At 72.5% G+C, this 16660-nt stretch carries 15 protein-coding genes and 2 tRNA genes; 10 read left to right on the top strand and 7 right to left on the bottom strand.

Annotated elements, in window-relative coordinates; genetic code table 11:
- Positions 1–115: 115 nt before the first annotated feature.
- A tRNA-Ile gene (locus G9H72_RS07045) sits at positions 116–189 on the top strand.
- A gap of 98 nt (positions 190–287) precedes the next feature.
- Positions 288–608, top strand: a complete 321-nt coding sequence (locus G9H72_RS07050; RefSeq protein ID WP_166169311.1) for a hypothetical protein — start codon at positions 288–290, stop codon at positions 606–608.
- Between the two features lie 21 nt (positions 609–629).
- On the opposite strand, the gene G9H72_RS07055 is transcribed toward G9H72_RS07050, so the two are convergent.
- Positions 630–1121, bottom strand: a complete 492-nt coding sequence (locus tag G9H72_RS07055; protein WP_166169313.1) for a hypothetical protein — start codon at positions 1119–1121, stop codon at positions 630–632.
- Positions 1118–1465: an STAS domain-containing protein gene (locus G9H72_RS07060; protein ID WP_331272065.1), complete on the bottom strand. Its 348-nt coding sequence runs from the start codon at positions 1463–1465 to the stop codon at positions 1118–1120. The genes G9H72_RS07055 and G9H72_RS07060 overlap by 4 nt, the downstream gene beginning before the upstream one ends.
- 193 nt (positions 1466–1658) lie before the next feature.
- Between G9H72_RS07060 and G9H72_RS07065 the strand changes: the two genes are divergently transcribed.
- From G9H72_RS07065 to G9H72_RS07075, 3 genes are read left to right on the top strand one after another with little or no spacing between them, the layout of a single operon-like run.
- On the top strand, positions 1659–2372 hold the full coding sequence (locus tag G9H72_RS07065) for a response regulator (RefSeq protein ID WP_166169317.1): 714 nt from the start codon (positions 1659–1661) through the stop codon (positions 2370–2372).
- Positions 2369–3766 carry a sensor histidine kinase gene (locus tag G9H72_RS21365; protein ID WP_331272066.1) on the top strand — a complete coding sequence of 466 codons (1398 nt, stop codon included), beginning with the start codon at positions 2369–2371 and terminating at the stop codon, positions 3764–3766. Before G9H72_RS07065 ends, G9H72_RS21365 begins: the two co-directional genes overlap by 4 nt.
- Complete coding sequence (locus G9H72_RS07075) at positions 3763–4371, top strand: GerMN domain-containing protein (protein WP_166169319.1); 609 nt, start codon at positions 3763–3765, stop codon at positions 4369–4371. The genes G9H72_RS21365 and G9H72_RS07075 overlap by 4 nt, the downstream gene beginning before the upstream one ends.
- An 8-nt stretch (positions 4372–4379) precedes the next feature.
- Here G9H72_RS07075 and G9H72_RS07080 read toward each other — a convergent pair whose 3' ends face one another.
- Positions 4380–5669 carry a DUF1501 domain-containing protein gene (locus tag G9H72_RS07080; RefSeq protein WP_166169321.1) on the bottom strand — a complete coding sequence of 430 codons (1290 nt, stop codon included), beginning with the start codon at positions 5667–5669 and terminating at the stop codon, positions 4380–4382.
- Positions 5670–5674: 5 nt separating this feature from the next.
- Positions 5675–7195, bottom strand: a complete 1521-nt coding sequence (locus tag G9H72_RS07085) for a DUF1800 domain-containing protein (RefSeq protein WP_166169323.1) — start codon at positions 7193–7195, stop codon at positions 5675–5677.
- 334 nt (positions 7196–7529) lie between these two features.
- Between G9H72_RS07085 and G9H72_RS07090 the strand changes: the two genes are divergently transcribed.
- Both G9H72_RS07090 and G9H72_RS07095 read left to right on the top strand, forming a co-directional pair.
- A complete protein-coding gene (locus G9H72_RS07090; protein WP_166169325.1) occupies positions 7530–7775 on the top strand; it encodes a hypothetical protein in 246 nt (81 codons plus the stop codon).
- A gap of 88 nt (positions 7776–7863) precedes the next feature.
- Positions 7864–8040, top strand: a complete 177-nt coding sequence (locus G9H72_RS07095) for a hypothetical protein (protein ID WP_166169327.1) — start codon at positions 7864–7866, stop codon at positions 8038–8040.
- Positions 8041–8147: 107 nt separating this feature from the next.
- Here the strand turns inward: G9H72_RS07095 and G9H72_RS07100 are convergent.
- Positions 8148–8220: transfer RNA gene (locus G9H72_RS07100), tRNA-Asn, on the bottom strand.
- A 202-nt stretch (positions 8221–8422) separates the two neighbouring features.
- Here G9H72_RS07100 and G9H72_RS07105 point away from each other — a divergent pair.
- The 3 genes from G9H72_RS07105 to G9H72_RS07115 all read left to right on the top strand — a co-directional run bounded on the left by G9H72_RS07105 (position 8423) and on the right by G9H72_RS07115 (position 10500).
- Entirely contained in the window at positions 8423–8839 is a 417-nt protein-coding gene (locus G9H72_RS07105; protein WP_166169066.1) for a hypothetical protein, read from the top strand.
- Positions 8840–8903: 64 nt separating this feature from the next.
- On the top strand, positions 8904–9329 hold the full coding sequence (locus tag G9H72_RS22850; RefSeq protein WP_166169329.1) for a DUF5709 domain-containing protein: 426 nt from the start codon (positions 8904–8906) through the stop codon (positions 9327–9329).
- 31 nt (positions 9330–9360) lie between these two features.
- Positions 9361–10500, top strand: coding sequence for a DNA topoisomerase IB (locus tag G9H72_RS07115; RefSeq protein WP_166169331.1), 1140 nt, complete (start codon positions 9361–9363; stop codon positions 10498–10500).
- 27 nt (positions 10501–10527) lie between these two features.
- Here G9H72_RS07115 and G9H72_RS07120 read toward each other — a convergent pair whose 3' ends face one another.
- Together G9H72_RS07120 and G9H72_RS07125 are read right to left on the bottom strand one after the other, a co-directional pair.
- Positions 10528–11016: a hypothetical protein gene (locus tag G9H72_RS07120; RefSeq protein WP_166169333.1), complete on the bottom strand. Its 489-nt coding sequence runs from the start codon at positions 11014–11016 to the stop codon at positions 10528–10530.
- A 218-nt stretch (positions 11017–11234) separates the two neighbouring features.
- On the bottom strand, positions 11235–16568 hold the full coding sequence (locus G9H72_RS07125; protein ID WP_331272067.1) for a ThuA domain-containing protein: 5334 nt from the start codon (positions 16566–16568) through the stop codon (positions 11235–11237).
- Positions 16569–16660: the final 92 nt, after the last annotated feature.

Below are 16660 nucleotides of genomic sequence, written 5' to 3' on the forward strand. Positions count from 1 at the left end.
GCCGCCTCGGGGAGCGCTCCCCGGGGGGGGGCCGCGGCTCGTGAGCTTGGCGGGCGGGTCGGGCTGCACCGCACGATGCCGGGATGGCAGAGTCGGGCTGCGGCGCACGCCGCCGGGGGCGGTAGCTCAGCCGGTCAGAGCAGGGGACTCATAATCCCTGGGTCGTGGGTTCGAGCCCCACCCGCCCCACCCATGGCTCGGCCGGGCCCTTCCGCCACAAGGTGTCGACCGCGTTACTTCTGCGCCGAACTCCTGCACGATCGGCGCGCAGCGGCCGACGATGAAGCATGGCCAAGGACCCGTACGCAGACGCCCCGGTGGTCGCGACGATCGCGGCCCGCCTCGCCGAGGACCGGCGGATGACGCTGGACGAGCACGACCGGCTGATGGTCGAGATGTTCGCGCAGGCACAGCGGGCCCTGGAGCCGCTGGCCTTCCACGCCTTCGTGGCCTGCTCCTACGCCGTCCGCCGGGGCCTGGCCACCGACGAGGAGCTCGACGCGCTCGGGGGCGACCCGTACGTCGTGCTCTTCGAGCTCGAGCGGCGGGGCGTCCTGCAGCAGCTCGCCGACACGCTGGCGCAGATCCCCCGCCCGCGCCGGGGCTGACCGCGCGCGGCGAGCTGCAGGTCAGGAGAGCGGCAGCCGGCGCGCCACGACCACGGCGGTGCCGGCGCCGTCCTCGCCGAGCTCGCCGGCCCACTCCCGTACGAGTGCGTCGGGGTCGATGCAGTCGCCCAGGACCAGCGGGAACCGCGCGACCGACTCGAGCGGGAGTGCCTCGAGGAACGACGCGGAGAAGGCTGCGATGACGCCGCCGGGCTCGAGCACGTCCTCGGCCGCGGACGTGCCGCCGATCACCGGGAGGGGCGCGACCAGGCCCTGGCGGACGACGAGGGCCGACGGCGCGGCGCTGCAGGAGATGTCGATCCGGCCGTCCCCCCACAGCCGCAGGACCACCTTGGACCCGGCGGGCTGACCGTCGTGCAGGATGACCTGCACCCGGTCCGCGGCGCACGTGCTGACCACGCGGCCACCGCCGCTGGAGCCCGCGCCGACCTGCCAGCCGAGCGCCGGTGGCGCGACGGCCACCAGGCCGGGCCGCACCCCGAGCGTGGTCACCGCCGCCACCCGCCCTGCCGGTCCCGCACGTGGAACACCCGCCAGAGCCCGGTGCGGTATAGCAGCTCGACGACGCCGGGCTCGCAGCCGACCAGCTCGACGCGGCCGCCGCGCACGCGGCACAGCCGGTGCACGCCGAGCAGGCTCGACACGACGTCGGAGGAGAGGGTGGGAACGTCCCGCACGTCGACGACGACCGTCCGTGCACCGGAGAGCACCGCGTCGCGCAGCTCCCAGCGCAGCTGGCTCAGCCCGTCCGCCGGGTCGAGCTCGGAGAGGACGACGGTCACGGTGTCGTTCGCGGACGAGGTCGTCGGGCGCTCGGTCTGGACGGTGTCGATCACGTCGTGCTCCTTGCTACGTTCCCGCGACGCCACCTCTACGCCCGGCCGGCGCCACGGTCTGGTGCGGTTGCTGCCCACAGCCTGCGTCGGCTTCCTTGCGGTAGATAGGCCAGCCATGTTGCGGTCGTATGACTAGTCCCGACGGGCGGGCGTAACACAAGGGGACTAGCCCGAGGCGTGCGAGCATGGCCCCGTGGGCGAGCGCATCCTGGTCGTGGAGGACGATGACCGCATCCGGGCGATGCTCCGGCTCGCGCTCGAGGACGAGGGCTACGAGGTCGACGAGGCCCCGAGCGGCGAGGCGGGCGTCGAGGCGATGCGGGCGGTCGCCGCCGACTTCATGATCGTCGACGTGATGCTCGGCGGCATGGACGGCTACGAGTGCATCCGTCAGGTACGCCGGTTCAGCGCCGTCCCGATCGTGGTCGTCAGCGCGCGCTCGGACACTCACGACGTGGTCGCGGGGCTGGAGGCAGGCGCCGACGACTACGTGACCAAGCCGTTCCAGATCAAGGAGATCACCGCCCGGCTGCGCGCCCTGCGCCGCCGGGTCAAGCGCGGCGCCGAGCCCGTCGAGGAGCTGGGCAGCGACGAGGTCGTCCTGGACAGCGGACCGGAGGGTGACCTGGTCCTCTCGGTCGCTAGCGGCACGGTCCGGCGCGGCAGCGAGGAGATCCACCTGACGCTCACCGAGTTCCGCCTGCTCTGCGAGCTGGCGGCCGAGCGCGGGCGCATCCTCAGCCGCACCGCGCTGCTGGACAAGGTGTGGGACCACGGCTTCCACGGCGACGAGCGCATCGTGGACGTCCACGTCCGCCGGCTGCGCACGAAGATCGAGCCCGACCCCAGCGAGCCGCGCGTCGTCGTGACGGTCCGGGGGCTCGGGTACCGCCTCGACCGCCGGTGAGAGGCCTCTGGCACGCCCTCCTGCGGGGCAGCCTGCGGCGACGGGTCGCCCTCGCGTTCACGCTCGGCGGGCTGGCGGTCTGTGCGCTGTTCGCCCTGCTGTCGTACTCGGTGACCCGCAGCTACCTGCTCGAGCAACGAGAGCGGACCGTGCTCCGCCAGGCGTACCTCGACGCGAGCCTGCTCCGGGCGCAGCTCAGCGCCTCCGGCACCAGCCCGGCCGACGCCCTCGCGGCCCTCGCCCCGCAGCGCACGGGAGCGGTGCTCGTCGCGCAGGGCGGGGAGTGGTTCTCCTCGTCGCTGGAGATCGGGTCGGACGTCGTGCCCGCGACCCTGCAGCGGGCGGCCGGCGAGGGTACGCCGGCGCTGATGCGCGCCGACGTGCTCGGCACCCCGTCGCTGCTCGTCGCGATCCCCGTGCCCGCCGTCGAGGCCGTCGTCTACGAGGTGTCGCCGCTCGCGGAGCTGCAGACGACGCTGCGCACCCTCGCCGTCGTCCTGGGGGCGGGGGCGGCCGCCGCGACACTGCTGGCCGCGGTGCTCGGGCTGCGCGCGAGCCGCGCGGTGCTGCGCCCGCTCGACCCGATGGCGGGCACCGCCGCGGCGATCGCGAGCGGTGAGCTGTCCCGGCGCCTGCCCCGTACCGACGACCCGGACCTCGCCACCATCGTGGGTAGCTTCAACAGCATGGTCGACGCGCTGCAGCAGCGGATCGAGCGCGACACCCGGTTCGCCGCGGACGTGAGCCACGAGCTGCGCTCGCCGCTGACCACGCTCGTGGGCAGCGTCGACGTGCTCGGGACCTACCGCGACCAGCTCCCCGCGCGCTCGGTGCGCGCGCTCGACCTCGTGACCGCCGAGCTCGACCGGCTGCGTCGCCTGCTCGAGGACCTCATCGAGCTGTCCCGCGCGGACCCCGAGGCCGTGCGCAAGGCCGCCCGGCCGCTCGACCTGCACGAGCTCGCCGCCGCCGCGCTCACCGACACCGGGCATACTGCCGCACTCCTTCACCCGGACGCGGGCCCGCACGTGGTCGAGGGCGACCCCCGCGCGCTGCGCGGCGTCGTGACGAACCTGCTGCACAACGCCGAGCACCACGGCGGCGGAGTGGCCGCCGTCCTGCTCGAGAAGACGTACGACCGCGTCGTGCTGACCGTCGACGACGACGGCCCGGGCGTCCCGGTCCCCGATCGAGAGCGGGTCTTCGAGCGCTTCGCCACCCTCGGTGGGGCCCGCGGCTCCGCGTCCAGCACCGGCCTGGGGCTCGCGCTCGTGCGCGAGACGGTCGAGGCCCACGGCGGGGCCGTGTGGTGCGCCGGCCGGCCCGAGGGCGGCGCCCGCTTCGTCGTCTCCCTGCCGGCCGCCGGCGCCGTATGCACCGAGGCGGCGCCGTGAACCGCCGCACGGTGCTGAAGCTCCTCGCCGCCGGCCTGGTCCCGCCCGGGCTGTCCGGGTGCACGCTGAGCTCGGGTGGCGGGCTGGAGCGCATCCCCGCCGAGGAGGTGCCCTACGGCCTGCTCGAGGCCACGCCGTCCACGTCGGACGGCGAGCGGGCCGCCAGTGCCGCTCCCGGCCGCCCGCGGGTCTTCTTCCTCAACGACGAGACGCTCGTGGGGGTGCCCCTCGTCCCCGCGGACCGCGACACCCGCGCGGTCCTCGAGCAGGTCATCGGCTCCCTGCAGACGGGGCCGGACGAGGCGGCCCAGGCCCGCGGCCTGACGACCGCGCTGCCGCCGTCGCTCACCCTCACGGTCCTCGACGTCATCGAGGGCGTCGCGACGATCGACATCGGCGGCGAGTCCAACGGCGTGTCCACCCAGCAGAACACCTTCGCCGTCGGGCAGGTGGTGCTGACGGCTACCTCGGTCTCCGGCGTCTCCGGCGTGATGCTCGCCCGCAACGGCGACCCGATCCAGGCCCCCGTGGAGGACGGGGCGCTGACCTGGCGGCCGCTCGTCGCGTCGGACTTCGCGGCCCTCCGGCGACCTCGGGTTCCCTGAAGGCCGAGTCAGGACTTCGGTATCGCCACTCCCGGTCGCTCGGAGGACAGGCCCGGGAAGACCGAGCCGGCCGGCACCCCGCACCTCTTCTCCAGGACCTCGGCGAGGATCGCACGGTAGTCGGTGGTCCCCACCAGGTCGCCGTCGATCAGGTCCGCGGGCGCGAGGCCAGGCCACCGCCCGTGGACCTTGCCGCCCACCACGCCGCCGCCGAGCATGAGCACGCAGTTGCCGTGGCCGTGGTCACTGCCTCCGGAGCCGTTCTCCCCCACCCGCCGTCCGAACTCGCTCAGCGTGACCAGGGTGACCCGGCCGAGCAGCTCGCCGAGGTCGGCCGCGAACGCTGCCAGGGCCGAGCCCAGCTCCTTGAGGTGGCGTGCCATCCACCCGGAGTCGACGGTCCCCTGGCCCACGTGCATGTCCCAGTCGCCGTAGTCGACCGCCACGGCGCGGAGCCCGACGTCGGCCTTGACCAGGCGGGCGACGTCCTGCAGTGCCGTCGCCAACGAGTTGCCGGTCGGGTACGTGACGCCGGCAGCCGGCGTGTAGCCGGTGTCCTGCAGCGTCGACAGGGTCTCGAGCACGCCGAGCGCGTTCTGGGCCGGCGCGCGGACGAGCTCCGGGGCCTCGGCGTGCAGCGCCTGAAGCACCGAACGCCACTTCGCACGTTCGGTCGGGGTCCCGGCGGCGTTCACCCGAAAGGCGTTCACCGACTGCATCGTGAGCTCCGGGCTCGGCCCCATGAACGCCGTGCCCGCCAGCGGGTTGCCGACCTTGGTGGCGGCGAACGGCGTCGTGCCGGACGACGACCCGATGGTCCGGTCGATCCAGCCGCTGCGCAGGGACGAGCCGGGGGCGGCCCGCTCCATCTCGTCCATCGCCTCGAAGTGGCTGCGTGTGGGAGCCGCCTGGCCCACGGCGTGCACCGCTCCGAACGTGCCGGCCTGCCAGTACGGCAGCAGGTCCGACAGCGACGGGTGCAGCCCGAACATCGGGTCGAGCTGCACGGCCCGCGCAGCGGGGATCGCGATCGTGGGGCGGGCGAGGGCGTACGCGGGGTCCCCGACCGGGACCACGGCCTGCAGCCCGTCCAGTCCGCCGCGCAGGCTGACCACGACCAGCACGTCGCCGGTGTAGCCCGGCTCGGCGAAGGCGACGCGGGCGCTCGTCAGCTCCCCGAGGGCGGTCCAGCCACCGGTCGCCGCGGTGAGCGCGAGCGCGGCGGCGCCGGTGAGGAAGCCGCGGCGCCCGACGCAGGAGCAGGGCTCGGCGGACGGAACGGCGGTCGTCGTGGTCATCGTCATCACCGCAGGAAGAAGTCGGGGGTGTCGAGGAGCATGGCCACGAGCGTCTGGAGCTTCGACGTCGCGGCGGTCGAGGTCGCGGTGAGCTTGGTCGACGGCGTCACGCCGAGGTAGGCGCAGAGCGCGTCGCGCTTCGCGGCGCTGCGCCGCTGCAGCAGCCGGTCGCAGAGCGCGTCGACCAGCTCCCCGTGGGTCGCGGGCAGCGGCGTGGGGAGCCAGGACGCCCGCGCCGGGTGGGCGAGCGTCCTGCCCTGGCTCGCGGTCGCCAGGGAGTAGTGCAGGTTCCAGCGGGCCACGGTGGACGACGAGGAGGACCAGGCGCCCGCCACCTGCGGGTAGCCGTTCGGCGCCGCCCAGCCCTGCGGCGGCTGACCGACGTTGTTGGCGGCGCTCACGAGGTACTTCACCCCGTCGACCCCGGTCGGCTCCGGCCCGATGCCGAGGATGCGCACGCTCGCCACGACGTCCTCGAAGGGCAGCCGGGCCTTCTGCCCGGGGCTGGCGACGAACCACGTGGTCAGGAACAGCGCGCGCAGCACCGGAGCGATCCGGGTGTCGTTCTGCAGGTACACCTGAGCCAGCCACTCGACCAGGGGCGGGGGCGGGGCGTCGGTGACGAAGCGCTCGACGAGCTTGTGCGCGATGCGTCGCGCCGTCGCCGGGTGCCGGGCGAGGTAGCCCAGGTACTCGACCGCCGCCGCCTCACCGCCCGCTGCGGTCGCGTTGGGATGGCCGAAGCCCATGACCGTGATCGGGCCCACGTGGTGGCGCGACGGCACGAAGGCGTACGTCCAGTCGGTTCCCGTGACCGTGAAGCCGGTCAGCAGCAGCGCGGCCTGCTTGACGTCCTGCTCGGTGTAGCCGGCCTCCACCCCTACCGTGTGCAGCTCGAGCGACTCGCGTGCGTAGTTCTCGTTCGGCTTGTTCTTCGTGCTGTTGGCGTTGTCGAGGTAGCGCAGCATCGCGGGGTGCTTCGCGGACGCGACGAGCATGTCGGCGAAACGGCCCAGGGCGTGCGCCCTGATGACGTCGCGGTCGTAGAGGTGCCGGACGTCCCACACCTCGCTGCTGGGGTTGGGGACGTTGAGGTGGTTGGCCCAGAAGTCGACCATCAACTCCAGCAGCTGCCGGCGCGACCAGGCTGCGCGGGCGACGGTCGCCTCCCGCAGGGCGTACATGACCGCCCAGTTGCCGTTGGGGTAGGCGGCGCGCACCTCGGCCGCGGTCGACGAGAGCATCGGCCAGCGGGTGAGCAGCTCGTCCGCGACGGGGTCGTCGAGCGAAGCCGGGTTCAGCTGTGCGTCGAGCCACGCCGTCATGCCCATCGCCCGCGCTTCGTCGAGCGCGGCGGGCGTGGGGCCGTACGTGGCGCGCTTGAGCAGGTGCAGGTTGACGTCGACGGGCGCGATCTCGGCCGCCGATGCGGCCATTGACAGTGCGGCGGGAACGGCCGCCACGGTGCCGGCGGCCAGCGCGCCGCGGAGCAAGGCCCGACGTCCCAGAGCTTGTGGGGCGGTCATCGCAGACGCCTTCCGCCGAGGTCGTGACGGGGAGAATGTGCAGCAGGCGACACAACCCGACAATGGCGATAAGTGACTATGCGACCGGCAAGAGCGACTCATTGCTTTTCCTACCCACCTTGCCCTGTCGCCGTACGTCACGACAGCTCATCGCTGCGTCACCGGGCGGTCGTGTCGCCCGTGTGGCAACCTTGCGGAGCGCCCCGGCGGCGCCGCCTCGGCTCGGTTCAGCAGCAGCCTCGAGGCGTACCCCCCTCCCGGCAGGCAACCTCGCGTCGGCACGTCGCCGGCGCTGCTCGCCGTCCGGTACGCCCACGCAGGCCTCGGAGGCCAGATGACGACCCACGGGCAGCGCGAGCGGCTGCAGCTCGCCAAGGACCGGGCCACCCGCGCCCGGGGCTTCACGGAGGACGCGCGCGCCCGGCTGGACGCCAGCCGCGAGCGGCTGGCCCGCTCGTCCAGCGACGGCGCCCCCCGCGTGACCGCGGTGGACGCCTTCCTCGACCAGCAGGCGATCGACCTCGAGGTGAGCATCTCGGCCGCACGGCTGCGAGCCCACGAGCGACGCCGGCCACGCTGACCGGCCACGCTGACCGACGGCGGTGACCTGACCGGCCGGTCGCGCGGCGCGCGCGCCGCGGACGGGGGCGCGCGGGACAATGGGCGGCATGGACTGGTTCAACATCGGCATCGGCCTCGTCATCGCCGTCCTGGGCGCCACGCAGGTGGCCGGGATGTGGCAGGACAGGGTCGAGGAGTCCAAGCGCGCGACCTCGCGGCGGATCGGCGTGGCCGGCGTGGTGGTGGGGCTGGTGTTCGTGGTGCTGGGGATCACCGCGGGCTGACCGTGCCGTGGGCGGGCCTGGCGCGCCCCGGCGGGCGGCCGATGAGCAGACGCAGAAGCCCCGGCGAGGTCGCACAGGGCCGAGGGCCGCAGCCCGCAGAGAAGAGGCTCCCGCAATTGGACTCGAACCAATAACCTGCCGGTTAACAGCCGGCTGCTCTGCCAATTGAGCTATGCGGGAAGAGCGCCGGCCGAGGCCGGCGCATCGGGCATCAGAGTAGCGCATCGCCCGGCGCCACCGACCGCTGGGCGGGGACGGGCCGGGTGAGCCCCCGGGCCAGCCGAGCCCGGCCCGCCTGGGCGGAGCCGGGCCGAGGTGTCGGGCCGCCTCGTGCCGGGAAGGGCTGAGGGGCAACCACCAACCGTGCAAGGAGGCGGGCGCGATGCGCAAGCTCACGTTCCTCGCCGGCTTCGCCGCCGGCTACGTCGCGGGGGCGCAGGCCGGCCGCGAGCGCTACGAGCAGATCAAGCAACTGGCCCTGCGGACCGCGAACGACCCGCGGGTCCAGGACGCCGCCGGCAAGGTCCAGCACCAGGCCTCCGACCTGGCCGGCACGGCCAAGGAGCAGGCCGCGAGCATGGCGGGCAGCGCCAAGGAGAAGGTGCAGGACAAGATCGAGGAGCACCGCTCCGGCTCCGCCGGTGACGCCGCGTCGTCGGCCTCCTTGCCCACGTCGGGGTCGTCGGACTCCTACGGCACGACCGCCGAGGACAGCGTCTACGTGGTCGACATCAACGACCGCGCCGGGGTGGCCACCGGGGACGGGTCCACCGGCAGCAACGACCGCATGGGGCTCTGACACCCGCCCCGCAGACGCGCGCCCGCCGCGAGCGGGCGTACGAGAGACGAAAGGACCTGCACCAGTGACGGTTCCCAATCCCGAGAACCCCGGCCTCGACCCGGCCTTCCCGGACATCGTCGACGACGCCGCCCCCGAGCGCGCTCGCTACGTCGACCCGCAGGAGCCGGCGCTGCCCGGGGACAGCTACCTCGGTGCACGCGCCAAGGGAACCACCGTCGAGGAGCAGATCGAGGGCGAGTCCCTCGACGAGAAGATCGCCCGCGAGGTGCCCGACACCCTGGCCGACCCCTCGCTCGTGCTCGACCGTCCGGGCGCCGTCGACGAGCTCAGCGACGACGCCGACGCCGAGCAGCCCGCCGGACGGCTCGTGGAGCCCGACGAGGGCGCGCACGGCGACGACGAGGCCGACCTCATCGCCACCAGCTACCTGACCGGCGAGACGGACGTGTCGCCCGAGGAGCAGGCCATGCACATCCGCCAGGCCTGACCCGAGACCCAGCGAACGACAGGAGACGAGCGTGCCGAGGCTGCGGCGTGCCGAGTGCTCGCGCCCCGGCATCACCCGGCGCCGCTACGGCAAGGGCTGGTCCTACTTCTGGCCGGACGGCCGCAAGGTGACCGAGCCCGATGTCAAGGAGCGCCTCGACGCGCTCGTCCTCCCGCCGGCCTGGAAGGACGTCTGGATCTGCCCGTGGCCCAACGGGCACATCCAGGCGCTCGGCACCGACGACGCCGGCCGGCGGCAGTACCGCTACCACGACCAGTGGCGCATCCAGCGTGACCGCGAGAAGCACGAGCGGGTCCTGGCGTTCGCCGAGCGGCTGCCCTCCGCCAGGGAGCAGGTCCAGGCCCATCTGTCCGGCACGGGGATGAGGCACGACCGGGTGCTGGCCTGCGCGTTCCGCCTGCTCGACCTCGGCTTCTTCCGCATCGGCAGCGAGGAGTACGCCGAGGAGAACCAGACCTACGGGCTGGCCACGCTGCTGCGCGAGCACGCGACGATCGAGGGTCGCCAGGTCACGTTCGAGTACCTCGCCAAGGGCTCCAAGGAGCGCGTCCAGTCCATCGTCGACGAGGACGTGCTCTCGGTCGTCAAGGAGCTGCTCGAGCGCGACGACCCGAACCCGGAGCTGCTCGCCTACCGGGGCGAGGACGGCGAGTGGGTCGACGTGAAGTCCGCCGACATCAACGAGTACGTCAAGCAGGTCGCCGGTGACGACGTGTCCGCCAAGGACTTCCGCACCTGGCACGCCACCGTGCTGATGTCGGTCGCCCTGGCGGTGTCCTCCTACGTCGCCGAGAGTGCCTCCGCGCGCAAGCGGGCCGTCGCCCGCGGCGTCAAGGAGGTCAGCACCTACCTGGGCAACACGCCGGCAGTCTGCCGCAAGTCCTACATCGACCCGCGCGTCATCGACCTGTTCGAGGACGGGGTCACCATCGCGCCCGCGCTCGAACGGCTCGGCGCGGACGCCAGCTTCGGGGAGCCGGCGACGCACGGGGAGATCGAGGCGGCGGTGCTCAAGCTGCTCGGCTCCCCGGCCGCTGCCGCGGAGCGGCGCCTGGCCAGGTCGAGCGCGCGCTCGGCGAAGGGCGCCAAGGGCAAGGGGACGGGCAAGCCGGCGGGCAAGGGCCGCCAGCGGCTGCGCTCGGCGGCCTGACGCACCTCCGCGCCCCCGCCAGGCCCCTCAGAGCCCCAGCGACGCCCGCAGCTGCGCGATCGCAGCGTCGACCCGCGAGCGCACGTCGGGGTCGCCCAGGTCGACGCCGGGCTCGGGCCGCACCTGCCAGGCCGGGGCCGCGTCCGGCACCCGGCGCACGGCGACGAGGACGCCTCGTTCCCCCGCTACCGCCACGCGCCGGCTGACGAGGATCGAGGACTGCACCCGCTCCCGGACCGCCTCGGGCACCCGTCCGGGGTCGGGCAGAGCGAGGACGTGGCGCGCGCCCGCAACCGCCGTCACCGTGAGCGTGCAGGTGTCGCCGGCGTACGCGGCCTCCAGCACCAGGTGCCAGGGCAGGCGCTCGGCTCCGGGCAGCAGCAGCGCCCGATCGGTGACCCCGACCGGCTCGCCCGCGGCGGTGAGCGCGGAGGTGAGCAGCCGCTCGCCCGGCTCCAGCAACGCCGAAGCGGCGCCGTCCCCGAAGGGCCCGCGCCGCTTGTCGAGAAGACCCACCCGCGCAGCCTACGGGGCCGGGCCGGCGGGCACGTCGGGCTGGTTGTGCTGCAGCGAGGGCGGAAGGGCCCGGCGCCGAGGCGGAGCGCCCGGCCTCGGCGCCGGTCGTGGGGCCGGCCTGCACCCGGGTCCCCCACGTCGAGGCCCCGGGCTCCGGCCCGCCGACCGTACGGTCGGCGAGCCGGAGGGCCCGGAGGAGCCGCTGCCGACGGGATCCGCTAGCGGGCGGACTCCGCCGCCTCGGCGGCCGCGAGGCCGTCGAGGAGGAACTGGGCGTCCCGCATCAGCAGGTTGCGCACGATCGTGTCCTGCGCGTCGCCCTTGATCTGGTTCTTGGCCTTGGAGATGAACTGCTCGAGGAAGGCGATCGCCTTGGCCTCCGAGCCGACCTCGGCCTGCTGAGCCGCCCGGGTGAGCCGGTCGGTCAGGTTGGTGTAGGCGCTCGCGCTCAGCTGCCCCGCGGCGCGGTAGCCGTCCATGAGCGCCTGGATGTCGGCGAACGACGTGGTCACGGTGAACGTCGTCGTCGAGGTGGTGACGTTGCCCGCCACGTCGGTCGAGGTGACGACCAGCGTGTGCGTGCCCAGCGAGAGCTGGCGCAGCGTCAGGGCCGTGCCCGAGGTGAAGGGCTGCCCGTCCAGCGTCGCGCTGGTGGAGGCGATCCCGGAGGCCGGGTCCGCCGCCGTGAACGTGACCGTGCGGTTGGCGCCGGAGTCACCGTACGAGGCACCGGCGGCGACGCCGGAGACGGTGACGGCCGGGCCGGTCGCGTCGACCTTGAACGTCACGGTCCTGTCGGCCTCGACGTTGCCGGCCTTGTCGACCGAGCGGTAGACGAGCGTGTGGTTGCCGTCCGCGGAGACCGCGACCGGAGCCGTGTACGCCGTCCAGGTGGCCGCACCGTCGAGCTTGTACTCGGTGCGGTCGATCCCGCTGCCGCCCGCGTTGTCCGTGCCCGCAAGGGTCACGGTCACCGCGGACTTGTACCAGTCGGCGCTGCCGTTCGGCGAAGCCGGGTTCAGCGAAGCCGTGGTCGTCGGCGCGACCGAGTCGGCCGGCGTGGCGCCCAGGACCCGGAAGTAGTCGAACTTCGCCGGGGCGTTGAGCGTGGACGCCGCGCCCAGGGTGTAGAGCCCGACCCGGCCCGCGGCCGCGACGGGGGCGTTCGTGACCGTCGCGAAGTCGGTCCAGGTGGTGCCGTTGGCCGAGTAGGAGCCGGTGAAGACGTTGCCGGCCTTCTTCAGCCGCAGGTGCCAGACGCCCTGCGTGAGGTTCGACGCAGACGGCTGGGGGTTCTGCACGACGTCGCCGACCTCGCTGCGGATCTCCAGGCCGCGGGCGACCGGGTTCGCCGCAGTGTTGGTCGTCAGGTAGTCCAGCTTCACGTAGTTGTCGTCGTCGACGTACGCGATGAGGCCCGCCTGCTGGTACTGCTGGGTGAACGCGCTGGCGTCGACCTTGGTCTCGACGGTCCAGTCACCGGCCGGCTGGGGCTGCAGGACGAAGTTCTTCGGCCCCGTGTCGTTGGTGCCGTAGATGTCGCCCGTGGTGGTGTCGAGCTCGAGGTTGCCCCCGGTCACGCGCATCCGGGCCGGGTCGGGACGGACGACGCCCCAGCGGCAGCCGTCGAGCGAGGTGCCCTCGAACTCGTCGTTCGGCCCGGTGGCGGTCGCCTTGTCGTCCGGGGTGATGGAGAACCAGTCGAACGAGGCGTCGATCGGGGCCTGCGGCCGGCCGCTGCCCTGCAGGGCGATGAGGCCGATCTTCGGGTTGGTGATGCCGGCGAGCGACTTCGTCTGCGGCATCGCGGTGAACGTCGTGCCGTCCGAGCTGTAGGACGCGTTCAGCGTCGTCCCGTTGCTCGTGAAGCGGACGTACACGGTGTCGGGGTACGCCGCCCCGAGGTTGGCGGTGTTGGACTCGCCCACCTCGTTCGGGGTGCCGTTCTCCTCACGGATGAACTGGAAGACCCGCTGCGCGGCATCGGCAGCGCCCGTGCTCCGCGCCTGGAGGACCATCTTGGCGTAGTTGTCGTCGTTGCCGTAGATCATCAGGCCCGCCTGGGTGTAGGCCTGCCGTGCCGGCAGCGTCAGCTTCGCGGTCGCGGTGAAGGCGCCGCTCGGCAGGTCCTGCAGGACGATGTTCGGCGTGTCCGTGTTGCCCGTGCTGTAGATGTCGGTGTTCGACGTCTTGAGGACCAGGCTGCCGTTCTGGACGCGCAGGTCCTGGTTCTCGCGGACGACCGTCGTCCATCGCGTGCGGTCGAGCGTGGAGCCGAGGAAGTCGTCCGAGCGGCCGGTGAAGCACTGCGTGCTCGGAGCGTTGACGACGACGTTGACGGTCACCGTGGTGGCCGCACCGCGCGAGTCGGTGACGGTGACACGGGCCGTGTAGTTGCCCGGCGTGGTGTAGGTGTGCGACGGGTTGGCCGTGGTGGCCGTGCCGCCGTCACCGAAGGTCCACGCGTAGGTGAGCGGCGAGTCGCCGTCCGGGTCCGAGGCGGTCGTCGAGAAGTTGACCGTCAGCGGGGACGTGCCGGTCGCCGGGGTGCCGGCCGCCGTGACGACCGGGCGCTGGTTGTCCGTGACGCCGCGGCCGATGAACTCGACCCAGTTGACGTTGTACTGGCCCGACGTCGAGACGAAGTAGAGCGTCGTCGACGCGCGGGTCACGTCCTGCGGGAGCGTGACCTCGTAGTTGGCCCAGCTCTGCCAGCCACCGGCCGGGACCGTGAGAGTGCCGATGGTGGTTCCGGTCGGGCTACCGACGCGGATCGCCATCGTGCCGCCCGGCTCGGACGCACCACGAACTCGGATTCCGGTGACGTTCTGCAGGCTCACCGGGTTGAAGGCGAACCAGTCGTCCTTCTCGATGAAGCCGATGTTCTGGCCGCCGCCGGTGTCGGACGTCGTCTCGGTCTGGACGCCGGCGTCCCCACCGCTGGTCGAGCCCGCGACGCGGCCGGTGGAGGAGAAGTACTCGGCCTCCTTGTGCTTCGGCTGCAGGACGATGACCTGCTGCGAGGTGAGCGGGCCCGCGGCGCCGTTGCCCTTGTCGGTGTAGGTGGCGGTCAGGACGCCGAAGATGTTGGCGCCGATGTGCCCCTCGTCACCGGGGATGGCGACGCTGCCCTCGCAGCCGCGGAACTGGCCGTAGCCGTGGGCGTGCTCGTCGTGGCCCAGCGCCGGCTGGACGACGACGTTCTGGCAGTCGATCGTCCCGTCCTCGGGGTCGGTGACCGTGACCTTGTACTTCACGGTGTCGCCGAACTCGAACACGCCGCCGTTCGGCGGGACCTCGACCGTGATGGTCGGGGCCGAGTTGCCCGCGGTGATCTGCTGCGTGGCGACGGCCGTCTGGCCGTCCTCGTCGGTGACCGTCAGGCGGGCCGTGAAGGTGCCGGCGGTCGTGTAGTTGTAGCTCGCGGTGGCCGTGGTGGCGTCGGTCGTGCCGTCGCCGTTGAAGTCCCACGCGTACGTGACGGGGGTGCCGTCCGGGTCGCGCGAGCCGGCGGCGTCGAAGGCCACGCTCAGCGGGAGCGCACCGGAGGTCTTGTCCACGGTGATCCGGGCGATCGGCGCGCGGTTGCCGGAGACGTAGTCGATGCGGTAGATCCCGGAGTCGGCGTTGTTGCCGCCGAAGCCCGAGCCCCAGTCGATGACGTAGAGGGCGCCGTCCGGGCCCCACTCGATGGCGTGTGTCCGCTTCCACGTGATCTGCGGAAGGATCCGGTTGATGTCCGTGGGAACGCCAGGGGTGTTGTTGGCGAACTGGAAGGAGTACAGCCGGCCCTGGTTCCACTCGCCGAAGATGGCCTTGCCGTCCCAGTAGGCCGGCCACTTGCGGTCGGATGCCAGGTTGGCGTCGTAGACGTAGGAGCCACCGGCCATGGGGGCGCCGCCGCCGCCGATCTCCGGGAAGAGCGGGTTGGTGCCGTAGCCGTACCAGACCGTCGCCGGGATCGCCGGAGGCAGCTTGGTCAGGCCGGTGTTGTTCGGCGAGTCGTTGGTCGGGCCGCCGGCGCAGTCGAACTTCGCCCCGGACGTGCTCGTCGCGAAGTTGTAGTCGTTGTACGCGGCGTTGTCGCTGACGCAGTAGGGCCAGCCGTAGTTGCCCGGCTGCGTCAGGGCGTTCCACTCGACGCGGCCGTCGGGGCCGCGGTTCGGGTTGGCCGCACCGGCGTCGGGGCCGTACTCGGCCACCATCACCGTGTCGCTGCGCGGGTCGAGATTGATCTTGAACGGGTTGCGGAAGCCCATCGCGTAGATCTCAGGACGGGTCTTGTCCGTCCCCGGCGCGAAGAGGTTGCCCTGCGGGATCGTGTAGGTGCCGTCGGCCTCCGGGTGGATGCGGAGCACCTTGCCGCGCAGGTCGTTCGTGTTGCCCGACGAGCGCTGCGCGTCCCAGGAGGAGCGGCCCGCCCGCTCGTCGATCGGGGCGAACCCGTCCGACGCGAACGGGTTCGTGTTGTCGCCGGTCGAGATGTAGAGGTTGCCCTTGGTGTCGAACTTCATGTCGCCACCGACGTGGCAGCACTCCGCCCGCTGGACCGGGACCTCGAGGACGACCTTCTCGCTGGCGAGGTCGAGGGTGTTGCCGTTCAGCGTGAAGCGCGAGACGCGGTCACGGTTGTTGGAGTCGTTCGGCGAGTAGTACAGGTAGAGGTGACCGCTCGTCGCGAAGTCCGGCGCCAGCTCGACGCCGATGAGGCCGAACTCCTGCACCGTGGTGACGTTGACGCGCCCGACGGTCGTGGTCCCGCCGTTCGCGCCGATCACCTGGACGCGGCCGTCGCGCTCGGTGTAGAACGTCCGCCCGTCCGGCGCGACGTCGAAGTCCATGGGGTTCTGGGTGTTCTCGTCCAGAGCCACCTTGTCGAAGCTGCCGCTCTGCGAGGCGGCGCAGTCGGCGTCGAGGACGCCGGCGGCGGTCTGGATGCCACCGAGGAGGAGCTTGAGGAAGGCCGGCTCGGCGTAGGACTCCTGCGTGTGGCCCTGGCCGGTGTACCAGGCGCGGCCGCCGTCGTAGTCCTGGCACCAGGTGATCGGGTGGTCCGACCCCATGTTGCCGCCGGAGTAGCTGCGCTCGTCGTAGGACTGCAGCACGTGGACGGTGTCGCGCGGGTTGGTCCGGTAGTTGTAGAGCTCGTCGAACCGCGTGGCCGACGCCGGCAGGTGCGCCGTGGACGGGTGGGCCCGGTCCTCGGTCTTCACCGTGACGTTCTGGTTCTGCGGGTGCGAGTCGAAGTACGCGCCGACGAGCTTGCCGTACCACGGCCAGCTGTACTCGGTGTCGGAGGCCGAGTGGAGGCCCGCGTAGCCGCCGCCGTTGCGGATGTAGCGCTCGAACGCGGCCTGCTGCGCGTCGTCGAGCACGTCACCGGTGGTGGAGTTCCAGATGACGACGTCGTACTGCGCGAGGTTCGCGTCGGTGAACTTCGACGCGTCCTCGGTGGAGTCGACGGTGAAGTCGTTCTCCTGACCGAGCTTCTGGATCGCGGCCAGGGCGGCCGGGATCGCGTCGTGACGGAAGCCTGCGGTCTTGCTGAACACGAGAGCCTTGAAAGGCTCAGCCTCTGCGGCTTGTGCCGGGGCCAGGACGCCGACTGTCGGCAGTCCGAGGGCTGCGGCAACCGTCAACGCCA

It is taken from the genome of Motilibacter aurantiacus (genome assembly GCF_011250645.1).
GTDB lineage: Bacteria > Actinomycetota > Actinomycetes > Motilibacterales > Motilibacteraceae > Motilibacter_A > Motilibacter_A aurantiacus.